At 59.0% G+C, this 20,009-nt stretch carries 18 protein-coding genes; 16 read left to right on the top strand and 2 right to left on the bottom strand.

Annotated features, from left to right (window positions below):
- Nucleotides 1-4: 4 nt before the first annotated feature.
- The 8 genes from ACAM29_RS04155 to ACAM29_RS04190 all read left to right on the top strand — a co-directional run bounded on the left by ACAM29_RS04155 (nt 5) and on the right by ACAM29_RS04190 (nt 9,988).
- Entirely contained in the window at nt 5-943 is a 939-nt protein-coding gene (locus tag ACAM29_RS04155) for an electron transfer flavoprotein subunit alpha/FixB family protein (RefSeq protein ID WP_369623290.1), read from the top strand.
- A gap of 95 nt (nt 944-1,038) precedes the next feature.
- Nucleotides 1,039-2,199, top strand: coding sequence for a helix-turn-helix transcriptional regulator (locus ACAM29_RS04160; RefSeq protein ID WP_369623291.1), 1,161 nt, complete (start codon nt 1,039-1,041; stop codon nt 2,197-2,199).
- A 78-nt stretch (nt 2,200-2,277) separates the two neighbouring features.
- Complete coding sequence (locus tag ACAM29_RS04165) at nt 2,278-3,108, top strand: SDR family NAD(P)-dependent oxidoreductase (RefSeq protein WP_369623292.1); 831 nt, start codon at nt 2,278-2,280, stop codon at nt 3,106-3,108.
- 141 nt (nt 3,109-3,249) lie between these two features.
- A complete protein-coding gene (locus tag ACAM29_RS04170; protein ID WP_369623293.1) occupies nt 3,250-4,881 on the top strand; it encodes a DUF1302 domain-containing protein in 1,632 nt (543 codons plus the stop codon).
- Nucleotides 4,882-4,898: 17 nt separating this feature from the next.
- On the top strand, nt 4,899-6,278 hold the full coding sequence (locus ACAM29_RS04175; protein ID WP_369623294.1) for a DUF1329 domain-containing protein: 1,380 nt from the start codon (nt 4,899-4,901) through the stop codon (nt 6,276-6,278).
- Between the two features lie 68 nt (nt 6,279-6,346).
- The gene (locus tag ACAM29_RS04180) at nt 6,347-7,543 is read left to right on the top strand and encodes an acyl-CoA dehydrogenase family protein (RefSeq protein WP_369623295.1); all 1,197 of its coding nucleotides are present in this window, start codon (nt 6,347-6,349) and stop codon (nt 7,541-7,543) included.
- A complete protein-coding gene (locus ACAM29_RS04185; protein ID WP_369623296.1) occupies nt 7,540-8,736 on the top strand; it encodes an acyl-CoA dehydrogenase family protein in 1,197 nt (398 codons plus the stop codon). The genes ACAM29_RS04180 and ACAM29_RS04185 overlap by 4 nt, the downstream gene beginning before the upstream one ends.
- 13 nt (nt 8,737-8,749) lie before the next feature.
- Nucleotides 8,750-9,988 carry an NADH:flavin oxidoreductase gene (locus ACAM29_RS04190; RefSeq protein WP_369623297.1) on the top strand — a complete coding sequence of 413 codons (1,239 nt, stop codon included), beginning with the start codon at nt 8,750-8,752 and terminating at the stop codon, nt 9,986-9,988.
- Nucleotides 9,989-10,065: 77 nt separating this feature from the next.
- Here ACAM29_RS04190 and ACAM29_RS04195 read toward each other — a convergent pair whose 3' ends face one another.
- Together ACAM29_RS04195 and ACAM29_RS04200 are read right to left on the bottom strand one after the other, a co-directional pair.
- Nucleotides 10,066-10,818 (bottom strand): SDR family NAD(P)-dependent oxidoreductase, encoded by a 753-nt coding sequence (locus ACAM29_RS04195; RefSeq protein WP_369623298.1) that lies wholly within the window; start codon nt 10,816-10,818, stop codon nt 10,066-10,068.
- A gap of 72 nt (nt 10,819-10,890) precedes the next feature.
- The gene (locus ACAM29_RS04200) at nt 10,891-11,682 is read right to left on the bottom strand and encodes an enoyl-CoA hydratase (RefSeq protein ID WP_369623299.1); all 792 of its coding nucleotides are present in this window, start codon (nt 11,680-11,682) and stop codon (nt 10,891-10,893) included.
- 137 nt (nt 11,683-11,819) lie between these two features.
- On the opposite strand from ACAM29_RS04200, the gene ACAM29_RS04205 reads away from it, so the two are divergent.
- From ACAM29_RS04205 to ACAM29_RS04240, 8 genes are read left to right on the top strand one after another with little or no spacing between them, the layout of a single operon-like run.
- A complete protein-coding gene (locus ACAM29_RS04205; RefSeq protein WP_369623300.1) occupies nt 11,820-12,602 on the top strand; it encodes an SDR family oxidoreductase in 783 nt (260 codons plus the stop codon).
- Nucleotides 12,603-12,657: 55 nt separating this feature from the next.
- Entirely contained in the window at nt 12,658-13,629 is a 972-nt protein-coding gene (locus ACAM29_RS04210) for an OB-fold domain-containing protein (RefSeq protein WP_369623301.1), read from the top strand.
- Nucleotides 13,630-13,638: 9 nt separating this feature from the next.
- Complete coding sequence (locus ACAM29_RS04215; protein ID WP_369623302.1) at nt 13,639-14,772, top strand: acyl-CoA dehydrogenase family protein; 1,134 nt, start codon at nt 13,639-13,641, stop codon at nt 14,770-14,772.
- Nucleotides 14,744-15,163, top strand: coding sequence for a MaoC family dehydratase (locus ACAM29_RS04220; RefSeq protein WP_369623303.1), 420 nt, complete (start codon nt 14,744-14,746; stop codon nt 15,161-15,163). Before ACAM29_RS04215 ends, ACAM29_RS04220 begins: the two co-directional genes overlap by 29 nt.
- Nucleotides 15,164-15,179: 16 nt before the next feature.
- On the top strand, nt 15,180-16,355 hold the full coding sequence (locus tag ACAM29_RS04225) for a lipid-transfer protein (RefSeq protein ID WP_369623304.1): 1,176 nt from the start codon (nt 15,180-15,182) through the stop codon (nt 16,353-16,355).
- A 10-nt stretch (nt 16,356-16,365) separates the two neighbouring features.
- The gene (locus ACAM29_RS04230) at nt 16,366-17,532 is read left to right on the top strand and encodes an acyl-CoA dehydrogenase family protein (RefSeq protein WP_369623305.1); all 1,167 of its coding nucleotides are present in this window, start codon (nt 16,366-16,368) and stop codon (nt 17,530-17,532) included.
- Nucleotides 17,533-17,555: 23 nt separating this feature from the next.
- The gene (locus tag ACAM29_RS04235; protein ID WP_369623306.1) at nt 17,556-18,770 is read left to right on the top strand and encodes an acyl-CoA dehydrogenase family protein; all 1,215 of its coding nucleotides are present in this window, start codon (nt 17,556-17,558) and stop codon (nt 18,768-18,770) included.
- Complete coding sequence (locus tag ACAM29_RS04240; RefSeq protein ID WP_369623307.1) at nt 18,767-19,900, top strand: acyl-CoA dehydrogenase family protein; 1,134 nt, start codon at nt 18,767-18,769, stop codon at nt 19,898-19,900. The genes ACAM29_RS04235 and ACAM29_RS04240 overlap by 4 nt, the downstream gene beginning before the upstream one ends.
- Nucleotides 19,901-20,009 lie beyond the last annotated feature (109 nt).

Consider the following 20,009-nt stretch of genomic DNA (forward strand, 5'->3'; position numbering starts at 1 on the left):
GATGATGAAAACTCTAGTAATTGCAGAACATGACAACCAACAGCTCAACGCGGTCACCCTCAATGTCGTGAATGCGGCGACCCGTTTGGGTGGCGAAATCGATATTCTGGTGGCCGGCCAGGGCTGTGCTGCCGTGGCCGAACAGGCCGCCGCCGTTTCAGACATAGGTCGTGTGGTGTTGGTGGAGGCCGAACATTACGCTGGTCAACTGGCTGAAGAACTGGCATTGCTGGTGGTTGAGCTGGTTCAGCAGGGCGACTACAAGGCGGTTCTGGCGCCCAGCTCAACCTTCGGCAAAAACCTGACGCCCCGTGTCGCCGCCTTGCTGGATGTGGCACAGGTATCGGATGTGATTGAAATTAAAGCGGTTGGCAGCTACGTACGGCCGATATATGCTGGCAACGTCATGTTGACTTTGGAGTCGGCAGAACCGGTACAGGTGCTGACGGTTCGTCCAACTGCCTTCGATGCAGCCGCTCAGGAAGGCCGTGCCGAGGTGGTATCGAACACGGCAGCCGCCGTTGTCGGTGTATCCGCACTGTCAGGTCGTGAACTGAGCAAGTCCGACCGTCCCGAGCTGGGTTCAGCTGACGTGATAGTATCCGGTGGCCGCGGCCTGGGTGACGGTGACAAGTACCGACAGGTGCTCGAGCCGTTGGCTGACAAGCTGGGCGCTGCCCTGGGGGCTTCGCGTGCGGCAGTGGACGCCGGTTTTGTACCCAATGACTATCAGGTCGGCCAGACCGGCAAGATCGTCGCGCCGCAGCTGTATGTGGCGGTCGGTATCTCCGGCGCCATCCAGCACCTGGCCGGGATGAGTGACTCCAAGGTTATTGTGGCCATCAACAAGGATCCTGATGCGCCGATTTTCCAGATTGCGGACTATGGTCTGGAAGCGGACTTGTTCGAGGCTGTGCCCGAACTGACCCAACAATTGGGCTGACAATCAGCCCGTTCGAGCCTGATGCCCCTTAATGTGCACAGTAAAACCGGTTCAGGCTCGACAAACCCTTATAAAACACAATAACAGGGGTAGTAATGATGAATCGTTTGGACGTAGTGCAGCTCGACAGCTTGCTGTCCTCGATGTACGAGGCTTCTTTGGATAACGCGCTTTGGGGCGATACGCTTGAGGAGTTGAGAGCACTGTTTTCTGCCAACTATGTCACTCTTATTCTAAGGATGCCTGATCCACAGGATGAGGATGATTTGGGCCTGATGGTTTCCGTTGGCGACCTTAACGACTCGGGCAAGGTGGTATTTTTTCCCTACCGCCACAACCTGACGCCCTTCGTCAATCAGTCGCCCGATAAGGTGTTTACAGAACGGGATCTGATGAGCCCCGAGGAATGGCACGACTGTTCCTATCGTATCCATTGGTGCGCCTGCAATGATGTCTACCATGTAATGGCCGTTGATATTTCCACCCCTGATTCGGGTACGCTGCGCTTTCGGGTGACGCGACCGGAAGGATCACCGCCGTTTTCTGACGATGATCGCGAGCTTTGCAGTTTTCTGTTGCCGCATTTGAGACGCTCTCTGAATATTCGAAATCTGCTGGAACGCAGCCAGACATTGGGTTCGCTGTACTCCAAGGCGATCGGTCGCCTGTCGATTGCGACAGTTTTGATCGACGAAAACGGGCAGATTCTTGATCAAAACGTTTTCGCGCGCGAAATCCTCGAGAGTGGCGACGGCCTTAAGGTTGTGGGTGGTCGACTTGAAGCCAGCTACCCCAGTGACAATCGAGAATTGCGTCGTCTGATTAAAGAAACCTTTGAAGCCGGTTACGGCCCTGAGGTGCACAAGCCACCCGAAGCAATGTCGATCACCCGCCCGTCCGGTGAGGTGAGTCTCGGTGTGGTTATTGAACCCATTCCGTCAACCGCTTGGGCCGAAGGCAAAGGGCAGCCGGCGGCAGTGGTCTATATTCGTGATGCGGTGGGCAAGTCCCAGGCCAGTAACGAGGTGGCCAAAAAACTGTTCGGTCTGACACCGGCCGAAACGGCCCTGTCGATCCAGCTGGCCAATGGTCTGTCGCTGGAGGAAGCGGCAGAAGCACTCAATATCCGTCGCAATACCGCGCGTGCCCACCTGCGTGCGATCTTCTCCAAGACCGGCGTGCGGCGTCAGACCGAACTGGTGCGTATCTTCCTCAACAGCGTTGCGGCACTTGGCCAGGGTGATCAGGAAGACTGATCAACGGCCTCGTCCTGTTGGGGTATGTGATCAGCCAAGGGCTGTAGCACTCTGGATAAAAACAGAGGAGCTGCAGCCATGAGACACGTCGCTTTTATCACCGGTGCCAGCCGTGGCATCGGTCGCGCTACCGCCATCGCCTTTGCCCGTGCCGGTTACGATCTGGCACTGAGCGCCCGCACCCTTGAAGAAGGCGAAACCTTTACCCATGCCGTGCGTCATGCCGATGGCAGCGCCCTGAGTGGCAGCCTGAACGCAACTGCTGCCGAAGCGCGTGAATACGGTGTTGAGGTCAAGGTGTTTCGCATGGACCTGCTGGATTCCGAGTCGGTCATCAGCGCAGCCGACCAGGTACTTGAGCACTTTGGCCGGGTTGATGTGCTGATCAACAACGCGGTCTACCAAGGCAGCGATCTCAACCTGCCGTTCATGTCTCTGGAAGCCGAAACCCTGCAGCGTGTAGCCCAGGGCTACATTCTGGCGCCCTTCCTGCTGACCCGCCGATTGATGCCTAGAATGCTGGAACAGGGCGGTGCCACCATCATCAATATGACCTCCGGCGCCGGTGAAAGCGATCCGCCTGTACCGGCCGGAAAGGGAGGCTGGGGCTATGCCTACGGGGCGGGCAAGGCGGCGGTCTCGCGGTTATCCGGCATTCTCTGTCGTGAATTGGGGGAGCAGGGCATCCGTGCCTTCACCGTCAACCCCGGCGTCGTGACCACGGAAACGCTCAAGGCCACCATCGGTGACAAGGGCCTGATTGCGTTGCGCAACGGCTCGGCACCGCCTGAACTGCCCGCCGCCGTGTTGCTGTGGCTGGCGCAGAACTCTGAGGCGGATCAGTACCAATACCAGACCATCCAGGCCCAGCCTCTTGCCCGCGAACTCGGGATTTCAGCTGAGGTTTAACCCTCTGTCGGCGGTACGTTGGTTCGCGCTCTAGTCTGTCTGAACGATGAGGCAGATTGGAGGCTGTCCGAGCATGTTGTCGTGGCCGAACTTCGGCTACTGCACAACAACAAGAATCATGCTCATCGGAGGGCATTCCCAATGATTACAAGGACCCTGGTCGGGCCCAAGGGCTGTGTGCCTTTGGCACTGGCGCTCGCTGTCAGTCAGGCCAATGCATTTGAAACCGTCTATCTGGGTGACAACACCACACTGGATGCATCGGTTACGCTGTCCTATACCGCGTCAGCGCGAACTTCATCACCATCGGACGTGTATCTGAACAGCCCGAATGATGATGACGCGACCCGCAATTTTGATCGGGGCAGTCTGATCAATAATCGTCTCAATGCACTGGGTGAAATACGCTTGCGGCACGACAATGTTGGAGCCATGCTGCGAGGCAGTGTGTTTTACGATGATGTCTATCGCAGCAGTAACGACAACGACTCGCTGGATACGGTCAACAAAATCGGCGCGGTCAATCAGTTCACTGATAAAACCCGTGAGATGAGTGGCTACGACCCTCGCTTGCTGGATGCTTTCGTCTACGGCAACTTCGTGATCGGTGACGATAAGTATCTATCCGTTAAAGCCGGTCGTCACATTGTCGCCTGGGGCGAAAGTCTGTTTTTTGCCAATATCAGCCAGGGCCAGCTGCCGGTGGATGCGGCAGTGTTCAACGTGCCGGGCACCGAGGCCAAGGAAGGGTATCTGCCGGTAGGTCAGTTGTCTGCAAGTCTCACACTCACGGATAACCTGACCCTGACAGGCTTTTATCAGTACGACTGGGAAAAGACGCGCCTGAATCCGGTCGGGGATTTCTTCGGCAGCGATACCTTTGGTCCGGGCGCACAGTTCATCCGCTTTGGCGCAGGAGCGATTACAAGCCTGCCCAATGCAGGCGTCATCAACTATGCCGGCGAAATCAAGCCTGACGATAGCGGCCAGTGGGGCCTGGGGGCGCGTTATCTGCTGGGTGACAGCACCGAGATAGGGTTGTTCCACTACCGTTATCATGACCGCGTGGGTGCATTGCTTACCGATTTCAGCGGTGATACCCGCTACTCATCCTTCGATAGCTTCAATGGCTGTACCGCAAGCGTTGGCGGCAACCCATGCTATCAACTGGCCTATTTCGATGACATCAAGCTGACCGGTGCCAGCATCAGTTCCAAAGTGGGTGATGTGCAGCTGGGCGGTGATATCAGCTACCGCGATGGCGCACCGGTCTATCTCGATAATGGTGCTCCTGCACGAGGCAGTTATCTTCAGACCAACCTGAACGGCGTTTACATGATTGGCCCGTCAGCGCTGGCGCATCAAACGACCTTGATGGCTGAACTGGTGCACGAACGTATTCATGATGTGGACACGTTGACCATCACATCCGCTGGTGTGAGTACTGCGCATGACAACTTTGTCTACGACGGTCAAACCCGAGACAACGCCGTCCTCGCGGCAGCTATCTATATGGACTACCCCAACCTGTTCAGCGGTTGGGATCTGACCACCAAGGCGATCTGGACCCAGAACATCGATGGCAGCGGTATGGCCAGTGCCGGTCTTGGCCGTGACGAGAAGCGTCTGACCCTCGGTGCCGACTTCAAGTATCTGGGCAACATGCAGGTGGGTCTGACCTGGGTGAATTACCTCAGCTCAGCCAACCTCGAAAAGGGCCGTACCATGGCTGACCGTGACTATGTGTCGCTCAGCGCCAAATACACCTTCTAACTGGCAGGGATGATGAGATGAAACTGAACTATTCAATGCTGGCAGCGGGTGTCGCGCTGCAGACTTTCCTGATGACGGGTACCGCACTGGCTGCGGCCACCGCCGAAGAGCTGGCGGAGCTGGGCGCTACACGTACCTGTGTGGGCGCAGTCAAAGCCGGCAATGCCGAAGGGACGATTCCCGAATGGGGCGGAAAATGGCTGGGAGTACCGCCACACGTCAATTTCGAGGGTACAGGCAACCACCCGGTCGATCCCTACCCGGAAGACAAACCGCTGTTCGTGATTACGGCGCAGAATATGGCTGAACATGCCGACAAGCTGTCAGCGGGTCAGAAAGCGCTGTTTGAGCAATACCCGGACAGCTTCCAAATGCCGATCTATGAATCACGCCGTGATTTTCGTTTTCCCGATTCGGTCTGTGAGGCCACACGGCGCAATGCCGAAGACGCCAAACTGGTCAGTGAAGGGGAAGGGGTAGAAGCCACTACCGGTGGAATTCTGTTTCCGTTTCCCAAGACAGGGCTTGAATTGCTCTGGACCTCATCCTTCTTTACCTATCGTCCCTGGACAGAAGAGATGGTCTACGACAATGCCTATGTCTTGAACGATGGCAACATCAACTGGGGGCGAGTCAAATCCCGCAACCTGGCACCGCATCTCAAAACCGGTGTGATGGGTGAAACCCAAGGTAAATCATCCTTTTACTTGAATGAAACGGTACTGCCTGAGCGTGATCGCGGCGAAATCAACACCGGTATGGAATTCTGGAACCACACCACCGATCCCCGTCAGAGCTGGCGCTACGACCCGGGTACCCGTCGTGTGCGCCAGTCGCCGGAATACGGTTTTGACATGTCGTTCCCCGGCACAGGGGGCTCGATTACCGTGGATGAGGTCCGCATTTTCAATGGCTCACCCCAGCGTTATGACTGGAACATTGTCGGTAAACAGGAAATGTATATACCGTACAACACCTACCGAGTGCATTCTCCTGATATTAGTTACGAAGATCTGCTGACGCCTGGTCATGCCAATCCGGAGCATATGCGTTACGAGCTGCATCGCGTTTGGGTGTTGGAGGCCACTCTGAAGGATGGCTACCGCCATATATACGGCAAACGCCACATGTATGTCGATGAGGACACTCTGTTCATGGTGATGGGTGACAACTATGACGCCCGCGGCAGTCTCTGGCGCACCTCCATGGTGAACTACTTCTACGCCTATGAAGCTCAAACCTGGCAAGCGGGTGTCGGTTTCTACCATGACCTTCAGGCAGGCAGCTACCAGGCGTTTAACCTCATCAACGAACAGCCAAAAGGCTATACGTTGAACGTCGGTGACCTGTCCGAGCGTGACTTTGGTCCTCAAGCCGCACGGCGCGCAGGACTTTAAATGTTCGCGGGTGTCCGTCTGGATACCCGCACTTTACCTCTATTCCAACCAACAGGGAGCGACGAACCATGGAGTTCCGCTTTACTGAAGAACAGCAGATGATCCGCGAAACCGCCGCCGGCTTTTTCGCCGACTGCTCTACCTCCGCAGCCGTGCGAGAGGCGATGGCCACCGAGCGTGGTTATGACCTGTCGCTCTGGCGACAGATCTGCGAAGACCTTTACCTGCACGCGATCACCCTTCCGGAATCCCTTGGCGGCATGGGGCTGGGCTATGTGGAACTGATCGCGGTCATGGAGCAGATGGGACGTCATCTGGTGTGCGCACCCTATTTCTCCACCGTGTGTCAGGCCGTTCCGGCCCTGCAGCTGGCGGCGGCCGGGGAGCAGGCCAGTCCCTGGCTGGAACGTATTCTCGGTAGCGCGACCGCAACACTGGGCTGGATCGGACAGGAAGCTCCCGGCTGCGATGCCGTTACCGCAACCTTTCAGAAGACCGCGCAGGGTTACCGTTTATCAGGTGATTATCAGCTGGTGGTCGATGGTCACAGCGCCGAGATTCTGGTTCTGGCTGCGCGCACGCCTGGCTCGATCGGACGAGAAGGCATCAGTCTGTTTGTTGTAGATGCTGCAGCCGATGGCATCAAGCGTTACTGGACTCCCACGCTGGACCAGACGCGCCACCTCGGACGCATTCAGCTGAATCAACTTGAGCTGCCGGCCGATGCCTGTCTGGGCGAGGCGGGACAGGCCGGTGCCGTGCTGGAGCAGGTGCTGCAACTGGCAACGGTTGCTCTGGCTGCCGAGCAGGTGGGTGCGGCGCAGCAGGTACAGGATCTTACCGTGCAGTACACCAAGGAGCGTGAGCAGTTCGGTCGTCCCATCGCCGGCTTTCAGGCGATCAAGCACAAGGCCGCCGATATGATGCTGCGCACCGAAGTAGCCCGTTCCGCCTGTTATTACGCCGCCTGTATTGCTGACGAAGCCTGGCAGGGGGGCGAGCTTGCCGCCGAGTTGCCGGAGGCGGCGGCGATTGCCAAGTCCTACTGCTCGGATGCCTTTTTCCGTAACGCCGGTGAAGCGCTGCAGATGCATGGCGGGGTCGGTTTTACCTGGGAGTATGACGTGCACCTTTATTTCAAGCGCGCCAAGGCCAGCGAGTTGATGCTGGGTGCTGCCAGCGACCACCTCGAATCCCTCGCCGTGCTGTTGCTGGATAACGATCAGTACGCCCATTCCACCCAAACAAAAGGAGCTGCCGCATGAAACTCAGCTTCAGCGCCGAAGACGAACGCTTCCGTACCGAAGTGGCCGATTGGCTGGCCGCCAATCTGACCGGCGAGTTCGCCAAACTGAAATTCCGTGGTGGCCCCGGTGACGAACACAGTTTCCCTGAAGAGCGCAAGCGCTGGGAGCAGAAACTGGCCGAGGGGGGCTGGACCTGCGTTGGGTGGCCACAGCAACACGGCGGCCGAGGCTGCAGCATTGAGCAGCAGGTGATCTTCTTTGAAGAATATGCCCGCGCCGGTGCACCGGGGCGAGTGGGGCATATTGGCGAGGGGCTGGCCGGTCCGACGATCATCGCCTTTGGCACCCCCGAGCAGCAGGCCAAATACCTTCCCGGAATTCTGAGCGGGACCGAGCTCTGGTGTCAGGGCTATTCCGAGCCGGGTGCCGGTTCCGACCTGGCCAATGTGAAGACCAAGGCCCGCTTCGATACCGAGCGCAACCAGTGGGTGATCAACGGCCAGAAGGTCTGGACCTCGCTGGCGCATGAGTCCGACTACTGTTTCGTGATCGCCCGCACCGATCCCGACTCGGTGGCGCACAAGGGGTTGGGCTTCTTCCTGGTGAAGATGGATCAGCCGGGTGTTGAAGTACGCCCCATCGAGCAGATTACCGGCACCTCCGAGTTCAACGAAGTGTTCTTCGACGATGCGGTCTGTGATGCCGGTGATATTGTCGGAGAGCCGGGTGATGGCTGGAAAGTGGCCATGGGGCTGCTGGGCTTCGAGCGTGGTGTTTCCACCCTAGGCCAGCAGATGCAGTTTCAGAATGAGCTGGACGAAGTGATCCGTGTGGCCAAAGAGAACGGCAAGGATCGCGATCCGGTCATTCGGCAGCGTATTGCCAAGGCCCATGCCGAACTCAAGATCATGCGTTACAACAGTCTGAGGATGCTGTCCGGTCAGAGCGGCAGCGACGGCAGCCTGCAGCGGGAAGGTTTGATCTACAAACTGTTCTGGTCCACCTGGCACCGAAGTTTGGGTGAGCTGGCGATCGACGTGTGCGGTCAGCTGGGGCAGCTGCTCGAAGCGGCGCCCTACGAATTGACCCGACTGCAGTCGCTGTTCCTGTTTGTACGCTCGGATACGATCTACGGCGGCAGCAACCAGATTCAGCGCAATATCATCGCCGAGCGCGGGCTGGAAATGCCGCGCGAGCCCAAGTGGCGTTAAGCAGGAGACGTTCATGTCCAATCATCAACAGCAGGCGTTCACCCCGTTTCAGCTGGGGCCGATTACTCTGCGCAACCGGTTTGTCCGCGCCGGTGCCAATGAAGCAATGAGCCTGAACGGCACGCCGACCCGGGCCATGGTCAAGCATCACCGCGACATGGCACGGGGCGGGGTTGCGTTGACGACAGTCGCCTACGGCGCCGTGTCCGAGCGTGGGCGAACGCTGCCGAATCAGATCTGGCTGCGCGAGGAGATCATTCCCGATCTGAGGGTGCTGACCGATGCGGTGCATGCCGAAGGCGGCAAAATCTCCATGCAGCTGACCCATGGCGGTTCTTTTGTCACCTCCATCAAGGTCAAGGGGCGTACCATCAGTGCTTCGTCCGGGATTAACAAGGCGGGGCTGTTGTGTGGCAATTTTCTGCAGCGGGCGATGAACGAGCGCGATATGGCCCAGGTGGTCGACGAGTTTGCCGCCGCTGCCCGAATCTGTCGTGACGCCGGTTTTGATGCGGTAGAGCTGCACATGGGCCACGGCTACCTGCTCAACCAGTTCATCTCGCCCCTGTCCAACACGCGCAAGGATGAATATGGCGGCAGTGCCGAGAATCGGGTGCGTTTTCCCGCCCGTGTACTCAAGGCGGTAAAAGACGCAGTTGGACAGGATCTGGCCATTCTCGCCAAGATCAACGTGGCGGATGGTGTGCGTCGAGGTGCCAGCGTTGAGGATGCCATCGTTACCGGACGTATCCTGCAGCAGGCGGGTGCCGATATGTTGGTACTATCCGGCGGGCGCAATATTGAATCCGGCTGGTTCATGTTCGGCAGCAACATGAATCTGGATGAAATGAGCAAGGTATTGGCCGACCAGAAACTCACGCTCACCATGATCAAGCTGTCACAGAAGGGCGTGCCTCAGGTGAAGTTTCGCCCCATGTATTTCCTCGACTATTCCCGCAAGATCCGCGCGGCGCTGGATATACCCTTGGGTTATCTGGGTGGGGTTTCATCCATGGATGACGTGGAGCAGGCGATGCGAGAAGGGTTTGAATCCGTGGTGATGGCACGTCCACTGCTGCACGACCCGGAGCTGGTGCGCAAGTTCCAGCAGGGCATCGTCAATAAGAGCGGCTGCACCCACTGCAACGGCTGTGTGCCCTACATCTACCATCCGGGTGGTACCCGCTGCATTGAAAACCCGGCCAATGATGTTGCGCTGAATCAACAAATTGCCAGTGCAGAGCTGACATAAAAAAGACCCCCGGGGTTGTGCGACCACCGGGAGCCAAGACCATGCGAGATGGTGAGAGTGCTCGACAGGAATAACAATCAGGCGGTAAGGCTGCCGCCATTCAGAGGATAGATCTGACCGGTCACCCAGCTGGCTTCGGTCGATGCCAGGTAGGCAACTCCGGCACCTACGTCTTCAGGTGATCCGGCGCGGGGCACCATGCAGCTTTTGGCGGCAATCTTTTCCGAGCCTTCCCAGTTGTTCATGGTGCCAAGGGATAGGGCATTAACCGTGACGCCCTGGCGACCGGTTTCGGCGGCCAGCTGGCGGATAAAGCCAACGGCACCGGCTTTCGACGCGGCATAGGCGGCGATGCCCATGGGCACTCCAGCGCGCCAGGATTCAGATGTGATGCAGATGAAACGTCCCCAGCCGTGTTCCAGCATGCCGGGCAGCACGGCCTGAGCGGCATGCATCAGGGCATTCAGGTTCAGGTCCAGAAACTGCTGCCACTGAGCCGGGTCGGACTCCAGAAATTTGCCATAGCCCATGCCATCGGTGGGAACACCGGCGTTGGCAACAAAAATGTCCAGGCTGCCAAAGGCTTCGTTGACGGCGGTAACCATCTGTTTCAGCTGGGCCGGATCGGTAATGTCAGCGGCGACACCGATCACATCGAAGCCTTCGCTGCGCAGCTGCTCGGCGGCGGCATCGGCACGATCCTGGTAGAAATCATTGATCGCCACGCGGGCACCCTGGCGTGCCAACGCGCGGGCAACGCCCAACCCCATGCCACGACCGGCACCGGTAACCAGTGCATTTTTGCCCTTGAGAGAAAACAGCGGTTCCATTTATCACGTCTCCTTATTGATCTTATTGGTGGTAACGCATGCAGTGTTACTGAAACTGTCAGCCTGGCGGGTTTATTCACCGGTAAAGTTCGGGTGCCGTTTCTCCAGAAACGCCTGCATCCCTTCCTGCTGATCCCGTGAGGCGAACAACATGGCGTTGGCCTTGCGCTCCAGTGACAGGGCGCTTTCCAGCGATGCATCCATGCCGTGCAGGATGCATTCCTTGATCTGCTCAACTGCCAGCGGCGGCATGCGGGCGATGGTACGGGCAGTTTTGAGCGCGGTGTCCATCACCTGATCATCCGGGCATACCTCGCTCACCAAGCCGCTGACCCAGGCCTCATGCGCACTGATCGGACGGCCGGTCAGTGCCATGCTCATCGCCTTGGTTTTGCCTACGGCGCGCACCAGACGCTGGGTGCCACCGATCCCCGGCATGATGCCGATACGGATTTCCGGCTGGCAGAAGCTGGCGCCTTCACCGGCGATCAGGATGTCGGCATGCATGGCCAGTTCGCAGCCACCACCGAAGGCGTAGCCGCAGATGGCCGCCACAATTGGTTTGGGGCAGTGCTGAATGGGGCCCCACACCCGTTCGGTGTGACGCTTATAGATCTCGATGGGATCGGCGTCGATCAGGCCGGTAATGTCGCCACCGGCGGCAAATACCTTGTCACCCCCGGTCAGCACGATGCAGCGCACGCTGTCATCCGCAGCCAGCTCGGTAAAACGGCGATTAAGCTGCTGCTGCAATTCCAGACTAAGCGCATTGGTAGCGTGCGGACGGTTCAGTCGCAGCACCGCAATACCCGTTTCCGGGTGCTCCAGCAGCAGTGTGTCTTCGGGAGATTGTTGATCAGTCACAGCCATCGCCTCACTGAGATTGGATATTGACGGCGATTCTGTCAGCTGGCGCCAGATAAACATCGTCCGTTCAGACGAAGAGTGAAGTTCGGGCCCCTTATTAGACTGCAAGCATCAAGAAGAATAAGGAGGCGTTTATGACGCAGTCAGCACACTTTGATTACAGCGGCCAGGTGGTTCTGGTGACCGGCGGAACCAAGGGGATTGGTGCCGGTATTGCCCGTTCGTTTTTGGCTGCGGGCGCCACGGTCATTGTATGTGGTCGCAACGCCCCCGAGCAATTGCCGACCGAGAGCGGTCGTGAGGCCGTGTTCATGCCGCTGGATGTGCGCGATTACGAGGCGTCCGAGGCACTGGTGCAGGCGATCGCCAACGAATATGGCCATCTGGACGTGCTGATCAACAACGCCGGTGGTGCTCCCCATGCGCTGGCAGCGGATGTGTCACCCCGATTCCATGAAGGCATTCTGCGCCTCAACCTGATTGCCCCGCTGAACCTGGCACAGCTCGCCAATCGTCAGATGCAGCAGCAGGAGCAGGGCGGCAACATCATCTTTATCGGCAGCATCAGCGCCCTGCGTGCCTCCCCCGGGACTGCGGCCTATGGTGCTGCCAAAGCTGGCATTCTCTCGTTGGCGTCCTCGCTGGCGGTGGAGTGGGCACCCAAAGTGCGTGTGTCGGCGGTCAGCCCGGGGCTGGTGCAAACCGAGCAGTCTCACCTGCACTACGGTGACGAAGCCGGCATCGCGGCGGTGGCTGCAACGATTCCGGCCGGTCGTCTTGCGACGCCGGACGATATCGGCAACGCCTGTCTTTATATGGCTTCACCGCTCGCGTCCTATGCCAGTGGCAGCAATCTGCTGCTCAACGGCGGTGGCGAGAAGCCTGCATTTCTTCAGGCCGGTAAGGCCAACAACTGAAACAACCCGGCGCCGCCCGTGACCGGGTGGCCCCATATCGTAAAGGAGACGTATCTTGGCTGATTACGAATGGTTATCGGAAGTACGTTCCATGGTGGGGCGGGAATATGGCCGCATCTATGCATGGGACGAAGTGAACCCGGCGATGGTTCGGCAATGGTGCGAGGTGATGGGGGTGGATAACCCGCTCTATACCGACCCTGACTATGCCGCGACCACCGAGTTTGGCGAAATTGTTGCCCCTCCCGCCATGCTGCAGGCCTGGTGTCTGGAAGGGCTGCACATGAACAATTACCCACCGGGCTCGACCGACGAAAATCCCTATGAAGTACTGGGCCTGATCGAAGCCCAGGGCTACCCGGCAGTGGTGGCGGTGAACTCGGAGCTGACCTTTGACCGCTACGTGCGCATGGGTGAAAAGCTGTACTACACCACCCTGATCAAGGAAGTGAGCGAAGAGAAAACCACCGCCCTGGGCACCGGTTTCTTCGTCACTCAGGTGATGTCCTTCTTCTCCGAAAAGCCGGAAGGCGACGAAAAGGTCGGCGAGTTGCTGTTCCGCGTGATCAAGTTCAAGCCGGCTCAGCAGCCAAAACCGGTTGAAAAGAGCGAATCCGCTGTTCCCAAGATCAAGCGTCCCAAGCCGGGCATCAGTGATGACACCCGTTTCTTCTGGGAAGGCTGCGAAGCGGGTGAGCTGCGCATTCAGCACTGCAAGAGCTGCAACAAGCTGCAGCATCCGCCGGCACCCGTGTGCAGCCACTGCCAGAGCTTTGAGCTGGACTACCAGATTAGCACCGGCAAGGGCGAACTGTACTCGTTCGTTGTGATGCACTACCCGGAAGTGCCGCCTTTTGATTATCCCAACCCGATCGGCCTGATTCAGCTGGATGAAGGCGTTCGCATTCCGGCCGGTCTGGTCGGCGTTAACCCGGTAGATCTGGAGATCGGCCAGCGCGTGGAGGTCGAGTTCCAGACCTTTGACGATGAACTCACGCTGCCGCTGTTCCGGCCGGTAACGGCCTGAGGAGGATGTATGGATTTTAATCTCACTGAAGACCAGCGTGCCATCGCCGAAATGGCGGGCGGGCTGTTCACCGACTTTTGCACCGACGAGCGCATGCGTGACTTCGATGAAAGCGGTGCCACCCTCATGCAGGACCTGTGGCAGACCTGCATCGAAACCGGCCTGCACTCGCTGTACATCCCGGAAGCAGTGGGTGGCAGCGGTTTGGGCATGACCGAGCTGATGTTGGTGCTGGAAGCTCAGGGGCGCGGTCTGGGGCTGGTGCCGCTCTGGCGTCATCAGGTTGCGGCTGCCACTTTGGCACAGTTTGCCGCCGATGAGTTCGCGAGTCTGCTGGAAGCCGCAGCCGGTGCCGAGAAGGTACTGACGCTGAGTGCCGGTGATCGCAGCCGTGCGACCGGTTTGGCGCTGAAAGCAGAGCAGGTCGATGGCGGCTGGGTACTGAACGGTACTGCTCATGCTGTCTCGGGTGCCGGTGAAGCTGCCGCTGCGCTGGTGCTGGTTGAAACGGCTGAAGGTGCTCGCGTGGCCTGTGTCGAGTTTGATGCAGCAGGAGTCAATCGGGTGGCGGGCGTGCTGACCCAAGGCGAAAGCGTGGCGGATATTGCGTGCGATAACGTCAAGCTGAGCACGGCCGCGGTGCTGCCCACTGCAGCAACGGATTGGCTGGAAACCCGTGCCATCGCTGCTCAGGCAGCACTGCAGCTGGGCGTGAGCGACGAGCAGATCCGCCGCACCGTGGAGTACGTCAATGAGCGTGTTCAGTTCGGTCGCACCATTGGCCAGTTCCAGGCGGTTCAGATGAGCATGGCGGACTGCAAGGTGGCGCTGGAAGCCCTGCGCTCCTCCCTGTGGCAGCTGTGCTATCGCATCGATGCCGGTCTGCCCGCTCCGTCCGAAGCGCTGGCAACGGCCTGGCTGGCCTGTGAGGCCGGACACAAGATCGGCCACACCGCACAGCACGTGCATGGCGGCATCGGTGTCGATCTGACCTATCCGATTCACCGTTTTCTCTACTGGAGCCGCGCTCTGAGTCTGGGCCTGGGCGGCAGTCGGGCTACTCTGGAACGCCTTGGCGACTGGTTGGCAACTCACGATACCTTGGGATGGAAATATGACCTCGAAGAAAACAATGCGATTTGAAGATGTCAGCCTCGGTGATCAGTTGCCGCCGCTGGACGTTCCCATCACCGTGGCGCTGATCACCGGTGGTGCCATCGCGACCCGGGACTACTTTCCGGGTCATCACGACAAGGATGCGGCTCAGGGGCTGGGCTCGCCGCATGTATTCATGAACATCCTGACTACAAGTGGTCTGGTGCAACGCTTTGTCGAGCAGTGGTGTGGTCCTGAAGCCCGCTTCCAGGATCTGAAAATCCGTCTGGGTGCGCCGAACTATCCCGGCGACAGCATGAAGTTTCAGGGCGAAATCACCGCTGTGGATACCGACAGCCGCAGTGTGGAAGTGACGCTCAAGGGCAAGAACTCCATGGGCAACCACGTCACAGGCACGGTAGCGGTCACGCTGCCCTGAGCCGGAGGAGACAAGAATGAACGATAACATCAGCAACAAGGCCGCAATCGTTGGCCTTGGCGCCACCGAGTTTTCCAAGAACTCCGGCCGTACCGAACTGCGTCTGGCGATGGAAGCCACGCTGGCGTCACTGGAAGATGCCGGCATCGATCCGTCTGAAGTGGACGGTTTCAGCAGCTACTCCGTGGACAAGGTGCCGGAGTACGAAATCGCCCGCCTGCTGGGCTGCAAGGACGTGAAGTTCTTCTCCCAGATTCCGCACGGTGGCGGCGCCGCCTGTGCGCCGATCATGCATGCGGCCATGGCTGTTGCCACGGGCGTGGCCAAGACCGTGGTGGTCTATCGTGCCATGAACGAGCGCTCCTGGTACCGCTTCGGCACCGGCAGCTACGGCTTTGCCGATACCCCGATCTTCGAGAACGTCAACTACGGCTGGTACATGCCGCACGGTTTCCATACCCCGGCGGCCTGGGTCGGCATGTTTGCCCAGCGCTACATGCACACCTACGGGGCGACCTCTGAAGACTTCGGTCGTGTAGCGGTGGCGGTGCGCGATTTCGCGGCGACCAACCCGAATGCCTTCTTCTACGAGAAGCCGATTACCCTGGAAGACCACCAGAATTCGCGCTGGATCTGTGAGCCGCTGCACCTGCTGGACTGCTGTCAGGAATCCGACGGTGCCGTGGCGATGGTGATCACCAGCGCCGATCGCGCCAAGGATCTGAAGCAGAAGCCGGTGATGATCAAGGCCGGTTCTCAGGGTATCGCCGATGGTCAGCAGATCATGACCTCCTACTACCGTGAAGACATCACTGGTCTGCCGGAGATGGGTGTGGTGGCGCGTGAGCTGTACCGTCAGTCCGGCCTGACCCCGGATGATATCCAGACCGCGGTGATCTACGACCACTTTACGCCGTTCGTATTGCCGCAGCTGGAAGAGTTCGGTTTTGCCAAGCGCGGCGAGGCCAAGGACTTTATCCGTGCCGGTGAGCATGCGCGTGGTGGTCGTCTACCGATCAACACCCACGGCGGCCAGCTGGGCGAGGCTTACATCCATGGCATGAACGGTGTGGCCGAGGGCGTGCGTCAGGTACGTGGCAGTTCGGTCAACCAGGTGAGTGATGTGGAAAACGTGCTGGTCACCGCCGGTACCGGCGTGCCCACCAGCGGTCTGATTCTGAGCGCAAGCTAAGGAGGTCAACATGTTTGTCGATCTGACACCCGAGCAGCATGCGCTGCGATTGAAGATTCGAGATTACTTTACCAGCCTGATGACGCCGGAGCTGCGTGCTTCCCTGCGTGGCAAGGAAGGTGGCGACGAGTTCCGCGACACCATCCGCCAGATGGGGAAGGATGGCTGGCTGGCCGTAGGCTGGCCGAAAGAGCACGGCGGTCAGGGTTACGCGGCCACCGAGCAGCTGATCTTTTTTGAAGAGGCCAACATTGCCGGTGCGCCGCTGCCGTTCGTGACCATCAGCACGGTTGGTCCTGCGCTGATGGAGTTCGGTACCGAGCTGCAGAAGGAAAAATTTCTGCCTGGGATCGCGCAAGGCGAAATCAATTTTTCCATCGGTTATTCCGAACCGGATGCCGGCTCCGATCTGGCGGTACTGAAAACCAGCGCCCGTCTTGAGGATGATCATTTTGTCGTCAACGGCAACAAGCTGTGGACCTCGGGTGCCGAGTCTGCCGACTTCGTCTGGCTGGCGGCCCGTACCGATCCGGATCTGCCCCGTCACAAGGGCATCTCCATCATGATCGTGGACACCACCACCGAGGGCTTCTCGCACACGGTGATCCCGACCTGTTCCAACCCGACGGCGGCGACCTACTACGATAACGTCAAAGTGCCCAAAGAGATGCTGGTGGGCGAACTGAATGGCGGCTGGAAGCTGATCACCTCTCAGTTGAACCATGAGCGTCTGGGGCTGGGGTCCTGGTCCGATAAAGTGGTTGGGCTGTTCCGCCGCGTTTATCTTTGGGCCAAGACCCGGGATGAAAATGGTCGCTGTGCCATGGATCAGGCCTGGGTACGTTCGGCACTGGCCGAATGCTACTCGCGTCTGGAAGCGATGCGCCTGATCAACTTCCGTATCGCGGCTGACCTTGAAGCCGGTCAGATGGATGTGGCACTGGCCTCTACCACCAAGGTGTATGGCTCTGAGTCTGCGGTTGAAATTCTGCGCCGACTGGTCGACATCGTGGGTGCCAACGGTATGATCCGGGAAGGTTCTGCGGCGTCACTGCTGATGGGTGAACTGGAGTATGAAGTGCGTGCGTCTGTCACCCTGACATTTGGTGGCGGCACCAATGAGATCCAGCGCGAGCTGATTGCCCAGTTTGGTCTCGGCATGCAGCGTGGCCGCTAAGCCGGCACGAGGAGAGAACAATAATGAGTGCAATTGATACTTTTCGTGCAGAAACCCGCGCCTGGCTTGAGGCCAACTGCCCCGAGTCGCTGCGCGGTGCAGCGGCCAGTGGTGATCTGGTCTGGGGCGGCTCCCAGGTGGAGTTCGGCAGTGAAGACCAGCGTCTCTGGTTTGAACGCATGCGCGACAAAAACTGGTTCTGCCCCGACTGGCCCGAAGCCTATGGCGGTGGTGGCCTGACACCGGAGCAGGACGCCGTGCTGCAGCAGGAGCTGAAGCGTCTCAAATGCCGCCCGCCGCAGATCAACCTGGGCATCTGGATGCTGGGCCCTGTACTGCTGGAATTTGGCACCGAAGAACAGAAAAAGCGCCTGCTGACCCCGATGACCCGTGGCGAAGTGCGCTGGTGTCAGGGTTTCAGTGAACCCAACGCCGGCTCCGATCTGGCCAATATTCGTACCTCGGCGGTGGATGCCGGTGATCACTATGTCGTCAACGGCAGCAAGATCTGGACCTCCTACGGCGACAAGTCCGACTGGATGTACTGTCTGGTGCGCACCGACAACAGCAGCGCCAAGAAACAGGAAGGGATCAGCCTGGTAGTGTTGGACATGCACGCCGAGGGCATCGATGCGCGCCCGATCGATCTGATCAGCGGCAAGTCCACCTTCTGTGAAGTCTTCTTCGACAACGTGAAGGTACCGAAAGAAAACCTGATTGGCCCGCTGAACGGCGGCTGGACCCTGGCCAAGCGTCTGCTGCAGCATGAGCGCAGTGCCATGTCCAAGTTCGGCGAATTCAGTTTGCCGACCCACTTTGATCTGATGAGCATTCTGGGGAATTACCTGCCCGGCTCTGAAAGCGCCAGCCCATCTGATATTGCGCTGCGTGCCCGGGCGCGTGCTGCGGCCCTGGACGAACACGCCTACAACCTGACCGTGCAGCGTATGGGCCAGCAGGCCCGTGCCGGTCAGGACGTGAGCGGCATCGCCGCGATCATGAAACTGGTCCACAGCGAACAGGAAAAGCAGAAGTTCGAGCTGCTGGTCGATGCTATGGGGTATCGCGCGCTGGGCTGGGACGGTGACGAGTTCAGTGAGCAGGAGCTGGCGATCAGCAAGGCATGGCTGCTCAGCTATACCCAGACCATTGCCGGTGGTTCATCCGAAGTGCAGCTGAACGTGATCGCCAAGCGCGTACTGGATCTGCCCGATGCTCCCAAAGGAGGCGCCAAATGAGCCTGATTTATAACGAAGAGCAGCGCATGCTGCTGGATACGGCGCAGGAATTCTTTGCCGAGCGCAGTCCGGTTTCGGCCCTGCGTGCGCTGCGTGATCGCGGTGACGAGCTGGGCTTTGAACCGGCGCTTTGGCAGGAGATGACCGAGCTGGGCTGGACCGCTATTCCCTTCCCGGAAAGCCTGGGTGGCCTGGAGTTCGGATACACCGGCATGGGCACTGTATTTGAGTCTGCCGGCCGCCATCTGAGCGCCTCTCCGCTGCTGTCCTCCATCGTGCTCTGTGGTTCGGTGCTGGAATTGGGTGGCAGTGAAGCCCAGCAGGAGAGCTGGCTGGGTGAACTGATTGCCGGCAGCAAGCGTCTTGCATTGGCGGTGGACGAGGGTGCGCGTCACAACCCGGAACAGATCGTACTGTCTGCCAACTGTAATGACAACGGCTTCGAGCTGAACGGCCAAAAGGTGCTGGTCGTCGACGGTTTGGGAGCCGATGGCTGGATTGTCGCTGCTCGTACCGGCGCTGGCTCCAATGCCATCAGCCTGTTTATCGTGCCCGCCGATGCCAAGGGCGTAACGGTCACGCGCCAGAACCTGGTCGACTCGCGTAACACGGCGCGTCTGGTGCTGGATAAGGTACAGCTCGCTCCCGATGCCCTGATCGGTGAGCTGGATCAGGGTTCTGTGGTGCTGAATCGCGCACTGGACCGTGGCCGTGTCTGTATCGCCGCCGAGCTGCAGGGTGCCTGTGAAAGTCTGTTCCAGACCACACTAGAATATCTGCGTACCCGTGTGCAGTTCGACGTGCCGATCGGTTCCTTCCAGGCGCTGCAGCACCGCGCCGCCTGGATGCATGTGGATATTGAGTTGGCTCGCTCCAGTCTGATGGCGGCTCTGGAGGCTCTCGATACCGGCGATGCTCAGGCCAGTCAACTGGTCAGTCTGGCCAAGTGGAAGGTCGGCCAGATGGCGGACAAGGTCAGCGGTGAAGCGGTGCAAATGCACGGAGGCATCGGTGTCACCGATGAGCTGGACGTGGGTCTCTACTTCAAGCGCATTCGCGTGCTGCAGGCGCTGCTGGGTGATGCCGACTATCACCTCAATCGGGCCGCTCCTCTGCTTGAGGTGGCCTGACTCTGTCGGCAGGGAGCGTCTGCTCCCTGCCTTTCAGTCACCGATATGGGACTGAACCAACCACCTTTCCTTTACACCTGAAGACAACGCGCCCACACGATCATCGCCA

Source organism: Marinobacterium sp. BA1, assembly GCF_041155135.1.
In the GTDB taxonomy this organism is placed as follows: domain Bacteria; phylum Pseudomonadota; class Gammaproteobacteria; order Pseudomonadales; family Balneatricaceae; genus Marinobacterium; species Marinobacterium iners.